Annotated in this window: 12 protein-coding genes; 7 read left to right on the top strand and 5 right to left on the bottom strand. The window is 70.4% G+C overall.

What is annotated here, in order from left to right; all coding sequences use genetic code 11:
- The first annotated feature begins 73 nt into the window (after nt 1-73).
- Nucleotides 74-727: an MBL fold metallo-hydrolase gene (locus D7W79_RS08290; RefSeq protein ID WP_244221648.1), complete on the top strand. Its 654-nt coding sequence runs from the start codon at nt 74-76 to the stop codon at nt 725-727.
- 6 nt (nt 728-733) lie between these two features.
- On the opposite strand, the gene D7W79_RS08285 is transcribed toward D7W79_RS08290, so the two are convergent.
- A complete protein-coding gene (locus D7W79_RS08285) occupies nt 734-1,531 on the bottom strand; it encodes a hypothetical protein (protein WP_120524799.1) in 798 nt (265 codons plus the stop codon).
- Complete coding sequence (locus tag D7W79_RS08280) at nt 1,521-2,423, bottom strand: dimethylarginine dimethylaminohydrolase family protein (RefSeq protein ID WP_244221647.1); 903 nt, start codon at nt 2,421-2,423, stop codon at nt 1,521-1,523. The genes D7W79_RS08285 and D7W79_RS08280 overlap by 11 nt, the downstream gene beginning before the upstream one ends.
- Nucleotides 2,424-2,698: 275 nt before the next feature.
- Here D7W79_RS08280 and D7W79_RS43175 point away from each other — a divergent pair, with 275 nt between their 5' ends.
- On the top strand, nt 2,699-3,595 hold the full coding sequence (locus D7W79_RS43175) for a hypothetical protein (protein WP_147441846.1): 897 nt from the start codon (nt 2,699-2,701) through the stop codon (nt 3,593-3,595).
- Nucleotides 3,596-3,744: 149 nt separating this feature from the next.
- On the top strand, nt 3,745-5,355 hold the full coding sequence (locus tag D7W79_RS08265; RefSeq protein ID WP_120524796.1) for a cation:proton antiporter: 1,611 nt from the start codon (nt 3,745-3,747) through the stop codon (nt 5,353-5,355).
- A gap of 22 nt (nt 5,356-5,377) precedes the next feature.
- Here D7W79_RS08265 and D7W79_RS08260 read toward each other — a convergent pair whose 3' ends face one another.
- Together D7W79_RS08260 and D7W79_RS08255 are read right to left on the bottom strand one after the other, a co-directional pair.
- A complete protein-coding gene (locus D7W79_RS08260) occupies nt 5,378-6,037 on the bottom strand; it encodes an SRPBCC family protein (protein WP_120524795.1) in 660 nt (219 codons plus the stop codon).
- Nucleotides 6,034-6,684: a 2OG-Fe(II) oxygenase gene (locus D7W79_RS08255; RefSeq protein WP_120524794.1), complete on the bottom strand. Its 651-nt coding sequence runs from the start codon at nt 6,682-6,684 to the stop codon at nt 6,034-6,036. Before D7W79_RS08255 ends, D7W79_RS08260 begins: the two co-directional genes overlap by 4 nt.
- A gap of 309 nt (nt 6,685-6,993) precedes the next feature.
- On the opposite strand from D7W79_RS08255, the gene D7W79_RS08250 reads away from it, so the two are divergent.
- From D7W79_RS08250 to D7W79_RS08240, 3 genes are all read left to right on the top strand, one after another.
- Entirely contained in the window at nt 6,994-9,261 is a 2,268-nt protein-coding gene (locus D7W79_RS08250; RefSeq protein ID WP_120524793.1) for a di-heme oxidoreductase family protein, read from the top strand.
- A 158-nt stretch (nt 9,262-9,419) separates the two neighbouring features.
- Nucleotides 9,420-10,940, top strand: coding sequence for an ATPase domain-containing protein (locus tag D7W79_RS08245; protein WP_120524792.1), 1,521 nt, complete (start codon nt 9,420-9,422; stop codon nt 10,938-10,940).
- Entirely contained in the window at nt 10,940-11,302 is a 363-nt protein-coding gene (locus D7W79_RS08240; RefSeq protein WP_120524791.1) for a response regulator, read from the top strand. Before D7W79_RS08245 ends, D7W79_RS08240 begins: the two co-directional genes overlap by 1 nt.
- Nucleotides 11,303-11,329: 27 nt before the next feature.
- Here the strand turns inward: D7W79_RS08240 and D7W79_RS08235 are convergent, their stop codons facing one another.
- The gene (locus tag D7W79_RS08235) at nt 11,330-12,091 is read right to left on the bottom strand and encodes an energy transducer TonB (RefSeq protein WP_208729668.1); all 762 of its coding nucleotides are present in this window, start codon (nt 12,089-12,091) and stop codon (nt 11,330-11,332) included.
- A gap of 196 nt (nt 12,092-12,287) precedes the next feature.
- On the opposite strand from D7W79_RS08235, the gene D7W79_RS08230 reads away from it, so the two are divergent.
- Nucleotides 12,288-12,998 (top strand): hypothetical protein, encoded by a 711-nt coding sequence (locus tag D7W79_RS08230; RefSeq protein ID WP_120524789.1) that lies wholly within the window; start codon nt 12,288-12,290, stop codon nt 12,996-12,998.
- The last annotated feature ends 6 nt before the right edge of the window (nt 12,999-13,004 follow it).

The following is a 13,004-nucleotide window of genomic DNA, read 5'->3' as shown; positions in this document are numbered from 1 at the left end:
GCCCGCTGGTGGGGCAGGCGGGCAACGGAGCGCGCACCCCTGCATCCAGGTACAGGTGCCTAGCTTTGTCGGCATGAGCGAGCCCAAGGCCCAGGCGAAGAAGACGGAGGAGATTGTCCCCGGCGTGCACCACTGGACCGTCTCCGACGACCGGGTCGGCGGCGGCCGCAGCGACGCCTACGCGGTGGTGGATGACGACGGCACCGTCACCCTCATCGACCCGCTGCCCATCGACGAGAAGGCCCTGCGCAAGCTGGGCGACATCGACGCCATCGTGCTCACCGCGGGCAACCATCAGCGCTCCGCGTGGCGCCTGCGCAAGGCGTTCGGAGTGCCCGTCTGGGCACCGGAGGGCGCGCAGGGCCTGGAGGAGAAGCCGGACTTCGAATACGTGAACGGCACCACGCTGCCGGGCGGCCTCAACACCTTCCAGACGCCGGGGCCCACGGAGGCCATGTACACGCTCTGGCTCCAGAAGAGCCCGCACGCGGTGGTCTTCATCTCCGACCTGCTGACCCGCGAAGGCCGGGGCACGCCCACCTTCGTCCCCGGCGAGTACCAGGACGAACCGCTGCGCACGCGCACCAGCATCCAGCGCATCCTGGACCACCTGCCCCTGCAGACCGTCTGCTTCGCGCACGGCGAGCCCATCCTCAAGGACGGCGCCAGCGCCCTGCGCGAGGCGCTGGAACAGGACGACGAGTTCCCGCACGCGTCCGCGCCCTGAGCGTCTTCAGCCCGGGGGCAGCTCGCGCACCAGCACGTGGCCGTCGTCCTGGCCGGGCGGCACCAGCTCCAGCCGGGCCCCCGCCTCCGCGCGGTCCAGCAGCGCGCCCAATGACAGCAGGTCGGTGACGGGGATGCGCGTGGCGGAGGAGGGAGCCCCCTCTTCCCGGCACATCGCCCGGGCCACGCGGGCCTCATCGGAGAGGTCCGTCTCGTAGACGAAGGTACGCTCGTCGTAGTCGTGTCCGCCGGGAACGCGCCCCACCAGCCGCATGGGCCCCAGCCGCGAGTGCACCCGCACGGCGGGGTTGTCCCACTGGGTGATGCCTCGCAGCCGCTTCGCGCGCACCATGCCCAGCGTGAGCAGCTTCACCCACGCGGACGCGCCCCGGCCCGGCAGGAAGCTGAAGAGCGACACGCCCACGAACAGGCCCGGCGTCAGCGACGGTGCCACGTAGCAGGCCGCGCCGATGGCCAGCTCCTCGTCCGCCAGCAGCAGCCTCTCGCGCGCGGGCGCCTTCAACAGCCGCGCGGGACAGCGCAGGAGCCCGATGGCGCCGGGCAGCAGGTACAGGTCCGACAGCACCCAACGCGGCACGCCGATGCCGCCGAACGCGAGCTGGTTGAGCGTGAGGTACTGCCGCGCCAGCTCCGCGTTGTGCTCCGCCAGCAGGTGCGTCACCGGGATGCCGTGCGGCGCCAGGTCCAGCGACGGGACGTGCACGCCGGAGCCCAGCGCCTGCAATGACAGCTCCGGGGTCGCGGCGAAGAAGGCCTGGGCCAGCGGCGCGAGTTCACCCGCCATCGGCTTCGAGGTCCTTCGCCACGACGTCCAGCCGGTACTCCGGAGGCAGCGAGACGCGGGAGGCGTCCACCGACGCGCGCGACACGAGGCAGCGCGACGAACCGCCGCCCTTCTCCGTCAGCTCCGGCATCGGCATGGACACCACGCGCATGCCCAGCCGCTCGAACGTCTCCACGATGTGCGCGGGCATCACCGTGGGCGCGAGCAGGTCCTTGCCCAAAGGCAGACCGTTCGTCGCGTAGCGGCGGATGTCCGCTTCCGTCACCCGCACCAGCCGGTTCGCGCCGAAGCGCTGCTCCAGGAGCGCCACCGACTCCGGCGCCATCACGTCCGGACACACCACCAGCCGGTCCACCGCGGGCAGGGGCAGCACCGCCATGTTCCCGTGGAACGCGGGCTCGCGCACCTGCACGCGCAGCACCTCGCCGGGGAAATACTTCTGGGCCGCCTCCAGCCCGTCGAGCGTGGTGCGCCCGCCCCAGAACAGCAGCGTCACGCCGTCGAACGTCGCCACGTCGCCGTGCGCTTCCCAGATGCCCACGCCCGGGTCCACGACCTCCAGGCCCAGGCGTCGGGCCAGCGGCGTCCAGTGGTCGCGCTCCGCGAAGCGATGCGCGCTCATCATCCGGGGCAGGAGGAACAGCGGGGCCTGGCCCTCGCGCGCCACCACCTGGCCGCACTCGGCCGCGTAGGGCATGCCCGTCAGCGTGTCCGACGGCGAGGGCAGCGCCACCACCGTGCCGCCTCGGGCTTCGATGTGCCGGGCCAGCGTCAGCCACTCCCGCCGCGCGCCGCGCGCATCCGCCGGAGCGGCCTCCCGGCTGCGGAAGTTCGAGCGGCCTCGCAGCGCCCAGCCCCGGCCCGGGGGCGACATGAGGAAGAGGTCCATCATCCCCCGCTTCTAGCCGTCGGCCAGAAGCGTCACAATGCATCTGGTCCGCGCCACCCGCTCGCCTGAAGCCCGGCCGTCCACCGCCCCACAGTGCACGCCCGGAAGCAGGCCCATGGGAACCAGGCGAGGCGCTCCGCTCCGTATCCCGGAGACAAGGGAGGAAGACATGCGTTGGATTCCACGATGGCGCACGGGCGGACGGCTGCTGCTGCTCACGGGCTGGCTCACCGCGTGCTCGGATCCGGAGCCCACGCCGCCCGACGCGGGGACGCAGGATGCAGGCACCGACGCGGGCACCGGCCCCCCTCACGGACGCGTGCAACAGCCGCGAGGAAGCGCTCACCCTCTCCGAGTGCGTGCTCCCGCTGGACAACACGCCGCGCCAGGCCTACGTGGGCGCCCTCTACGACTCCGACTGGTACCGCGTGGAGCCCGTCGCCCCCGTGACTCAACCGGCCATCATCCGGCTGCGCGCGGGCTACGCCGTGCCCCAGACGCCCGTGAACCTGACGCTGGACGCATGGGTCCCCTTCACGCCCGCCCGTCCCACCTCACGCGTCAACCGCCATGCTCCCTCGGCGGCGCCCGGTCCCGTGGAGCTGCTGATTCCCTACGCGGAGGAGGCGGACTTCCGGCTCCTGACGCTGCGGGATGACACGACCGCCTTCGACACGCAGTCGCCGTACACCGTCCAGGCGGAGCTGCTCCCCGACCCGGATGGCCATGAGCCCAACAACCTGCCCATCCCCGGCACCGCCATCCCCCTGACGGCGACGGCGGAGGGCGCGAGCGGAACCTCCACGGGCGTCCTCGCCACCGAGGGCGACGTGGACTGCTTCTGGTTCGAGGTGCCCGCCTCCACCCGAAGCATCTCCGTGCACCTGACGGCGGAGGCGTTCTCCCCGGAGCTGCCCTTCCGCTTCTCCTATCTCCTCCTCACGCCGGAAGGGGGCATCCCCGCGCGCCAGACCGCCCAGGACCCCTCCGCCGCCACCGACCTGCGCAGCACGACGCCCGCGTCGTCCGCGGGCAGGTGGAAGGTCTGGGTGCAGGCCTACAAGGGCCTGGATCAGGACTTCGTCATGCCCGGCGACCTGCGCTCCCGGTACACGCTGGAGGTCCGCCTCTCCGACACGGAAGCGCCCGGCGACGCCGGCACGCCGTCCCCCTGACGCGGCTCCATCTCCAGACTTGAGAAACCAGTCTGGCAAAATGCCACGCCCGCCTGTCCCCTCTCATTTCCCTCCGAAAGGGGGTTGCCCCACGGCCCCGCGCGCATGGCATCCTCACCCTCTTTGAGCACCAATGGGGTTGGGGATTCATGCACTTCGAGCTGGCCTTCGTGCTGCTCTTCTCCATCGCGACGGCGGTGGCGATCGCGGCGCGCTACTTCAAGTTTCCGTACACGGTGGCGTTGGTGCTGGCGGGCCTGGGCCTGGGCATCGTGCATGCCTTCGAGCCGCCGCACCTGACCAAGGAGCTGCTGTTCGCGGTCATCCTGCCGGGCCTGCTGTTCGAGGCGGCGTTCCACGTCGACTTCCGCAAGTTCTGGAAGAACAAGCTGGCCATCACCGCGCTGGCGATTCCGGGCCTGGTGGCGTCCATGGGGCTGACGGCGCTGCTCCTGTCCCCGGCGATGCAATGGATGAATGCCCTGCAGGGCTTCGGCCTCATCTCCGCCATGGTGTTCGCGTCGCTCATCGTGTCCACGGACCCCATCGCGGTGGTGGGCCTGTTCAAGGCGCTGGGCGCGCCCAAGCGGCTGGCCATCCTGGTGGAGGGCGAGAGCCTGCTCAACGACGGCACCTCCGTGGTGCTCTTCACCCTGGTGGTGGGCGTGGCGGCGGGCCAGGAGTTCACCGTGGGCAGCGCGGTGATGGACTTCATCCGGGTCGCCGGCATGGGCGGCGTCATCGGCGCGGCGGTGGGCTTCGCGGTGGGCAAGGTCATCCTGCGCGTGGAGGACGCCATGGTGGAGATCACCTGCACGGTCATCGCCGCGTACGGGTCCTTCGTGGTGGCGGAGCACTTCCACTACTCGGGCGTCATCGCCACGGTGGTGGCCGGCATGGTGTGCGGCAACTGGGCGGCCCAGGAGGGCATGGGCCCCTCCGTGCGCATCGCGGTGGAGAGCTTCTGGGAGTACCTGGCGTTCGCGCTCAACTCGGTGGTGTTCCTGCTCATCGGCCTGGAGGTGCAGCTGTCGTCACTGCTGGCGTCGTGGCTGCCCATCCTGCTGGCGTACGGGGCGGTGGTGCTGGGCCGCGCGGTGGTCGTCTATGGCGTGTCCGGCCTGTTGCGGTTCACGTCGGAGAAGCTGCCGTGGAAGTGGAGCGCGGTGCTCACCTGGAGCGGCCTGCGCGGCGCGGTGTCCATGGTGCTGGTGCTGGGCCTTCCGGACGACTTCGCCCACCGCGAGCTGCTGGTGAACATGACGTTCGGCGTGGTGGTGCTGTCCATCATCGTCCAGGGGCTCACCATGGCGCCGGTGCTCAAGGCGCTGGGCATCACCGGTCTCAAGGACGTCTACCAGGAGCAGTACGAGCTGGCCCGGGGCAAGCTGGGCGCCATCCACGCGGCGCTCGCGTCGCTGGAGGCCATGCGCCGCGGCCGCGAGATTCCGGTGGACGTGCTGGAGCCCCTGGAGCGCGACTACCAGCAGAAGGCGCAGTCGGTGGAGCAGCAGCTCGCCATGCTCAAGCAGCAGTCCACCCGCTTCAACGACGAGGAGAAGCAGGAGGCCATCCGCCGCATCCTCATCGTGGAGAAGGACGCCCTCTTCAGCGCCTACCAGCAGGGCACGCTCAACAAGGAGGTCTTCGAACACCTCACCGCGGAGCTGGACGAGCGCATCGCCAACGCGAAGGACGCGGAGGCCCACTTCCCGGAGGAGGACGCCCACGTCCCCCCGCCGAAGGCCCTGGCCTCCTGAGCGTCACGGGAGGGCGGCCGCCTCAGCTCGCGCCGCCCTCCACCCGCGACTGGAGCACCGCGCCCAGCACGTCCGCGGTGTCCTCGCGCAGCCGAGGCAGGTGCGTGTAGAGCAGGTCCTCCACCTGGGCCACCGCCTCCTTCGGCGCGCCCGACTCGCGCAGCCCCGCCAGCACCGCGTAGGCCGCCACCGCCAGCGGCCCCACGTAGCCGCGCGACTCCTCCCAGAACTCCTCGAAGCACGGCACGGCCTCGCCCGCCACCACGCGAGCGAGCCGTCCCAGGCACGCCTCCCAGTAGGCGCGGTGCGCGTCCCGGGCCGCGTCGTCCGCGAACGGCCCCTGGCGCAATTCCAGCCGCGTGCCCTCCGCGGTGGGATGGAACGTCAGCTCCGCCCGGGTGCGCCCCGGCGGCACCGGCCCGCCCTCCCAGTCCATCTCCAGCGCCAGGAAGCGTCCCGGCTCCACCTCCACGATGCAGCCCACCTGCGCGAACGCCCGGCCCGCCGCGTCCCGCAGGCCCACCCGGTAGGGCTGGCCCAGCGCGCCAGGGTCCGGCGCGTGCGTGCGGTGACAGCCCGGCGGCGCGCCGAACCAGCGGCGGATGAGCGCGGGCTGCGCGAAGGCGGGGAACACCGCGTCCGGCGGCGCGGGCAGCTTCCACTCCAGCTTGAGCTCGCTCACGCCCGGGCCCCCGAGCGCGTGCGCAGTTCGAAGCGGGGCACGTTCGCCAGCAACTCCTCCGGCGCGCGGTACTGCTCCACCACCAGGCTGATCCGCGAGTCCTCCAATGACTGCCCACCGGAGGTGATGGCCTCCACCTCGTGCAGCAGGTCGCCCCGGAACATCACCAGCGCGTTCTGCTGGGGCTTGAGCTCCGCCACCGGACCACCCCGGTGGTACAGCCGCAGCGCCCCGCCCTGGAGTTCCTTCGGAACCTGGACATACAGCACGCTCACCGCCACCGGGCAGCCGATACTCGGGCCGTAGAATTCAAGACTCCGGTCGATGTGCGCCGCGACGCTCCGGCCCTGCCCCACCAGCAGCGGGTTGAGCAGGAAGGCGTTGCACTCCGGCAGGAGCGTCTTCGCCAGGTACGGCGCGAAGGCCGGGAAGCGCCGGATGACGTCCGGCAGCGCCTCCCGGCGGAACGTCAGCGAGAAGCCGTACGTGCCGGAGAACTGCCCGGACAGGTTCGACTCGCCCAGCAGCGACGAGCCCAGGATGGCCGAGCGGATGGAGGCCGTCGTCTCCTCGGGGAGGGCGTCCGGGGTGCGGTGGAAGAAGGTGTCGAGCCGGAAGGCTCCACCCCACGGTGGCTGGAAGCGCATGGCCCGGCAGTCTACCCACCCACGCCGCGCGGCCCCATCCCCCGCCGCGCCTTGGAACCCGGCCCTCCGGGCCTCGGGACGCGGCCCGCCCGGGCCCGTCCGCAACACGACGCGTCAATCCCTGACAACGCGGCGCATCAGGAATGACATCAATTTCGCTTATTTATCAGTTATCACGCCTAAGCCGAATTCTAGGGCCTCCCACCTTGCGCGCGCCGGTCGATCCCGACTTTCTTCGGACAAGCTACGAAGTCCCCTTCGCAGCGCTCGCCGTCCCACGCCCCATCCACCCCACTGGAGTTCGCAACCATGAGCCGAAGCAGACTCACGGGAATCGTGCTCGCATTCCTGGCCGTCAGTTGTCTGGCGGTTCCATCCGCAGAAGCCGCCACGTATGGCGTCACGCCATCGGGCTCCTCCGCCATCTTCTACGTCGACACGACGGACTGGGCGGACATCCACTACAAGCTCAACGACGGCGGTCAGCTCAACATCCGCATGACGGTGACGGGCGGCCGCAACCAGTACACGGTCACCGGCCTCTCCGCCGGCAACTACATCGACTACAGCTATACGTACTGGGACGTGTCCTGCGCCTGTGCGCGCGACACGGTCTGGGCGCGCTACACGCATAGCGGCACGGGCACGGGCACCGACGCGGGCACCGGCACTCCGGACGCGGGCACGGGCGTCGACGCGGGCCCTCCTCCCAACGGCGACGCGGGCCCCGTGGTGCCGCTGTTCACCAGCGCCACCTCGCTGGAGCCGGCCACCATCGAGAACACCTCCACCGCCATCATCACCCGCGTGGGCGACCGCGTTCGCGACCGCCACATGCGCGAGGACATGTACCAGGCGTACGACCACTACCTGAAGCTGTACTTCGAGAAGCGCACCCACTGGATCGAGATTGTCGACGAGGTCGCCAAGGGCGGCAGCACCATCACGGTGAACCTCTACACCATCTACCCGTACGACTCGCCGGACTTCCGCGCGTTCTTCCGCGGCCTCAACACGGTGGCGGAGTACTTCCACAACGCGGACTTCGTGAAGGTCAACGACTACAAGTACACGTCGTCGGTGAACTTCAACGCCAAGGAAGGCCGCGCCATCCGCGTGGGTGACCGGATGGAGCTGGAGATTGGCGTGTTCCTCCAGCAGCCGGTGGAAGGCCGCTTCAACTACTACTCCACGGCAATGCTCTACATCGTGGGCCAGGGCGGCATCGTGCCCTTCGAGGGCCAGGGCGCCATCCGCGACTCCTTCCCCCTGCCGGAGAAGGCCTGGGCGGGCGGCCGCGGCACGCTGCACACGCCGTTCTCCAATGAGCCGGACAACCGCTTCCTGCAGATGGCCACGAACCTGGCGCCGGTGAACGCGCAGCCCTTCGTCGAGGGCCGCCGCCTGCACCACACGAACTTCCGCGACGGCAGCCACTCCGAGCCGGACAACCCCATCTTCACGGCGCAGGCGAACAAGCTGGGCAACAACTACGTCAACGTGTCCTGCGTCTCCTGCCACAAGCAGAACGGCCGCGGCCTGCCGCCCTCCACCACGAACACCACGCTCGACAACTACGTGGTGAAGGTGGGCAAGGTGAACAACGGGGTGGTGTCCGTGGACCCGGCGCTGGGCTTCCGCCTGCAGCCGCGCGCCGTCACCGGCACGCCGGAGGCGGACGTGCGCATCGCCAGCTGGACGACGACCGCGAGCGGCACGCTGAACGGCGGTACGACGTACAGCCTGCGCAAGCCCAACTACAGCTTCCTCAACGTGACGCCGACGAACTTCTCGCCGCGCATCACGCCGCAGCTGATTGGCATGGGCCTGCTGGAGGCGGTGCCCGAGTCGCAGATCGCCGGCCTGGCGGACCCCAATGACGCGAACGGCGATGGCATCTCCGGCCGCATGCAGACCGTGACGGACCCGGAGACGGGCGTCACCCGCATGGGCCGCTTCGGCTGGAAGGCGGCGTCCGCGCGCGTGAAGCACCAGGTGGCCGAGGCGCTCAACAGCGACATGGGCGTGACGTCCAACGTGTTCAAGGCGCAGGACTGCGGCTCGGCACAGCAGGGCTGCGCGGGCACCAGCGTGGAGCTGGCCGACAGCGACCTGGACAAGCTCACCCGCTACATCAGCCTGCTGGGCGTCCCCGCGCGCCGCGACCACTCGGACGCGACGGCGATGCAGGGTGAGACGGTGTTCACCAACGCGGGCTGCGCGAAGTGCCACGCGCCCACGCTGACCACCAGTCCCTACGCCGCGATGAACGAGTTCCGCGGCCAGACCATCCACGCGTACACGGACCTGCTCCTGCACGACATGGGCGCGGGCCTCGCGGACAACCTGCCGGAAGGCCAGGCGTCCGGCGCCGAGTGGCGCACGCCGCCGCTCTGGGGCATCGGCCTGACGGCGGGCGTGTCCGGCGGTGAGGCGTACCTGCACGACGGCCGCGCGCGCAGCATCACCGAGGCCATCCTCTGGCACGGCGGCGAGGGCGAGGCCGCCAAGCAGGCCTTCGTGAACCTCAGCGCCGCGGACCGCAACGCGCTGCTGAAGTTCGTCAACTCGCTGTAAGGCTCGCGGCTTCAAGCACCGACGCCGGGCGGGAGGGGCCATGGAGCCCCTCGCGTCCGGCGTCGTGGCGTTTCAGGAGCCTGCCCGCCTGGTGCTCCTCCGTGCGGTCCGGGCTCTCCCGCGAAGGTCCCATATTGGTTCCACGGAGGAGCCCTTTGATGGACGACGCGCGGGAGGAGGAGGCCGCGGCACGGCTGAAAAGTGGAGTGCCCCACCTGGATGAAATCCTGTGCGGGGGCTGGCTGCGCGGCGGGCTGTACCTCATCGCCGGGCCTCCCGGCAGCGGCAAGACGACGCTCGCCAACGAGATGTGCTTCCGGCTGGCGGAGGGCGGCGACGCGTCCCTCTACGTGACGCTGCTCGCGGAGACCCACGAGCGCATGCTGCTGCACCTGCGCTCGTTCCGGTTCTTCCGCAGAGACGCCGTGGGCACCCGCGTGCACTACATCAGCGGCCTGTCCGCGCTCCGGGAGGGGGGCGGCAAGGGCTTCGTCGACACGCTCATCCGCACCGCCCGCGAGCGAGGGGCCCGGGCGCTCATCCTGGACGGCCTGTCGGTGCTCAAGGAGCGGCTGCGCCCGGACGAGGACCTGCGCGAGCTGCTGCAGACGCTCGGCCTGCGGCTGGCCGCCCTGGACTGCACGACGCTGCTGTTGAGCACGGAGACGCACAAGGGCGTGAGCGTGGAGGCCGCCGTCGTCGACGGCATCGTGGCCCTGAGCGCGGACCTCATCGGCCTCAAGGCCACGCGCGGCATCGAGCTCACCAAGTTCCGCGGCAGCAACAACATCCCGGGCCGCCACACCTTCACCATCGACGAGCAGGGCGTGAGCGTCTATCCGCGCTTCGAGGCGATGATGCGCGAGACGCCCCGCAAGGTGGCCGACCCGCGCCACCGCAGCCGCTGGGGCATCGAGGGGCTGGACGCCATGTGCGCCGGAGGGCTCGTCACCCTGTCCTCCACGCTCGTCATGGGCAGCCCCGGCAGCGGCAAGACGACCATCGGCCTGTCGTTCCTGGCGGAGGGGGCGCGCCACGGGGAGCCGGGGCTCTACTTCGGCTTCGCGGAGAGCGGCGCGCAGCTCACGGTGAAGTGCCGCAACATGGGGCTGGAGCTCGAACCCCTGCAGCGCCAGGGGATGCTGCGGCTGGAGGCGCGCGCGCCGGTGGAGACGCTCCCGGACGCCATGGCCCAGGAGCTGATCCACCTCATCCAACAGCAGGGGGTGAAGCGGCTGGTGCTGGATGGCCTGGAGCCCTTCGCCAAGGAGGCCATCGACCCGGAGCGCACCACCCGCTTCCTCGCGGCGCTCATCAACACCCTGCGTGAGCGCGACGTCACCATGCTCATCACCCAGCAGACGAACGACATGTTCGGGCCCGAGCTGCACTCGCCCATCCGCGGCATCGAGGCCATCTGCGACAACTTGGTGTTCCTGCGCTTCTTCGAGCTGAACGGGAAGCTGCACCGGCTCATCACCGTGCTGAAGATGCGCGACAGCCCCAACGACCCCTTCCTGCGCGAGCTGCACATCACCGACGAGGGTCCCCGCGTCGGGGAGTCGTACGCGGCGCTGGAGGCCATCCTCACCGGACAGCCCCAGGCCCGCGCCCAGGCCTCCATGAACCCCGCATCGCCCGGCCCCGGCCTCGGCGGACCTGGCAGGGGGGAGGCGTGATGGCACGCATCCTCGTGGTGGAGGACGAGGAGACCCTGGCGGACGCCATCCAGGACGTGTTGCAGGACGCCGGCTTCGACGTGCAGGTGGCGCGCAACGGCCTGGAGGCCTGGCGCAAGCTGGAGGGCAACGCGCCCGACCTGCTGCTGCTCGACCTGATGCTGCCGCTGCTGGACGGCCGGGGGCTGCTCACGCGGATGCGTGGCCACGGTCAGCTGCGTGAGCTGCCGGTGGTGGTCATCTCCAATGCCAGCCGCAAGGCGCTGGGCGACCAGCAGGTGCAGTCGTTCCTGGAGAAGCCCGTCACCGTCAAGGGGCTGGTCAAGGCCGTGCAGTCCGTGCTCGGGAGCGCGGAAGGATGACCCGATGGGCGCACCCGCGCGGGTGTGTCAGCGGGTGAAGGTCACCCGTTTCATCCGGAAGATGAAGGTGTACCGCACATCGATGGGCTTTCCGGCCAGGGTCACGGGGGCGTAGCGGCTGCCCCAGAGCGCCTTGAGCGCGGGCTCGACCATGAGCGGCAGGGGCTTCAGCGTGTGGCAATTGATGACGCTTCCCGCCCGGGTGATGACGCAGCGGATGGCCATCAGCCCCTGCACGCCCTCCTGCAGCGCCTCCCGCGTATAGGCGAGGTCCTGGCCCGACAGCTTCTGGGGACGGGGCATGGCCTCGGAGAAGAGCGGCACGTTCGTGGCGCCTGCCTGCGCGTCCTCCGGAAGCCAGTAGGTCAGACGCCATCCCTCCGGAGCCCGGTGGAAGGTCAGGAGGGCATTGCGCCCCTCGGGCTCCTGCTCCGTGGGAGGCTGGAGCTTCATCACCACCACGGTGAAGTCGCCCTCCGCATTGGTGGCGTCCTGCACTTCGCAGAGCGGCGGCTGGGCGGACAGCGGCTCCTCGGGAGGCACCGCCTCCGGATGGGCCTGGAGCCACGCCAGGTCCTCCGACCGGACGTAGTCCTGGGGAGGCATGTCCGCGGGGAAGCGTGCCAGGTCGGGCCAGGTCAGCAGGCCCTGTTCGCACAACCGCCGGGCCTTCTCGGAGGCTTCGCCGGTGCCCCCGAGGCTCGCCGAGAGCGAGGCGCAGCCGGTTCCCAGCCACGCAAGAAGCAGACCCAACGACAGACACCACCCACGGGATGACAGTGCACGCATGACCGGGCGCACCGTACTACACGCGTGGACCACATCGACGGGGCCCGTCTGACACCCCGGGCGTCCCAGGCAACTGCGCACGGGAGCACGGTTGGAAGCGACGATGCGCAATGGCAGACATGCGTGGGGGACTCCCCACTCCCGGCCCTGTGAAGCGTTCCGACATTCGCCTTCGGCCCCTTCCCGGAGAACGCCCATGGCGCATCGTCCTGCCCCTCCGCCGCCGCTTTCCGACAATGCCATCCAGGCGGAGGCCGTGGCCTTCCTGGATGCCCGGGGACACTGGCTGACCGCCGTCACGGCGCGGCGGGTGGCGGCGGTGCGCGAGTTCTTCCGGCAGCACGCCCACCTGCGGCGCGACTTCCTCCGGGAGCGGGCCGACGAGGAGCGCCGCGAGGGACGGCTGGCCCTGGAGCTGTTCTCCCGAGCGGCCCAGCGCGTCCGCTGGCTGCTCACCACCGGGGACGGCCCCACCACGCGCATCCATGGCGCGGAGGCCGGACGCGACCTGGGCCTGCTGTTCGCGGGCACGGACTCCGGATTGGATGGCCTGGCGTCGGAGCGGGACCAGCGCTGGAACCTCAACCACCCGCACCCGCTCCCGCCCACCGGGTTTCGCTCAAGCCGTCTTCATGGCGACGGCGGGCCGGAGGAGGACCAGACCCACCACCTGGCCTTCTACGCGATGTTCGGCGCCTCCAACGACAGCTTCCCTGAAGAGCAGCTGAACAAGCTGATGGGCACGCTCAGCGACATGGGTCCCCCGGAGGATCAACACCTGGCCTGGGACGGCATCGACCTGGGACGCCAGCTGGGCGACCCGCGCTTCGACGTGAACGCCTGGCTCTGGAAGACCGTGGGGGACACGCGCCAGGTCCCGCTGGCCGAGGAGGCCGTCGCAAGCTGATGGCCG

The organism is Corallococcus exercitus, assembly GCF_003611585.1.
Lineage (GTDB): Bacteria > Myxococcota > Myxococcia > Myxococcales > Myxococcaceae > Corallococcus > Corallococcus exercitus.
This window is presented reverse-complemented; position numbering and strand designations above follow the sequence as displayed.

Excerpts from the sequence above, each read along its gene's own strand:
- D7W79_RS08290 (WP_244221648.1), top strand. The coding sequence starts at position 74 with ATGAGCGAGCCCAAGGCCCAGGCGAAGAAGACGGAGGAGATTGTCCCC.
- D7W79_RS08285 (WP_120524799.1), bottom strand. The coding sequence starts at position 1,531 with ATGGCGGGTGAACTCGCGCCGCTGGCCCAGGCCTTCTTCGCCGCGACC.
- D7W79_RS08280 (WP_244221647.1), bottom strand. The coding sequence starts at position 2,423 with ATGATGGACCTCTTCCTCATGTCGCCCCCGGGCCGGGGCTGGGCGCTG.
- D7W79_RS43175 (WP_147441846.1), top strand. The coding sequence starts at position 2,699 with ATGCAGGCACCGACGCGGGCACCGGCCCCCCTCACGGACGCGTGCAAC.
- D7W79_RS08265 (WP_120524796.1), top strand. The coding sequence starts at position 3,745 with ATGCACTTCGAGCTGGCCTTCGTGCTGCTCTTCTCCATCGCGACGGCG.
- D7W79_RS08255 (WP_120524794.1), bottom strand. The coding sequence starts at position 6,684 with ATGCGCTTCCAGCCACCGTGGGGTGGAGCCTTCCGGCTCGACACCTTC.
- D7W79_RS08250 (WP_120524793.1), top strand. The coding sequence starts at position 6,994 with ATGAGCCGAAGCAGACTCACGGGAATCGTGCTCGCATTCCTGGCCGTC.
- D7W79_RS08245 (WP_120524792.1), top strand. The coding sequence starts at position 9,420 with ATGGACGACGCGCGGGAGGAGGAGGCCGCGGCACGGCTGAAAAGTGGA.
- D7W79_RS08240 (WP_120524791.1), top strand. The coding sequence starts at position 10,940 with ATGGCACGCATCCTCGTGGTGGAGGACGAGGAGACCCTGGCGGACGCC.
- D7W79_RS08235 (WP_208729668.1), bottom strand. The coding sequence starts at position 12,091 with ATGCGTGCACTGTCATCCCGTGGGTGGTGTCTGTCGTTGGGTCTGCTT.
- D7W79_RS08230 (WP_120524789.1), top strand. The coding sequence starts at position 12,288 with ATGGCGCATCGTCCTGCCCCTCCGCCGCCGCTTTCCGACAATGCCATC.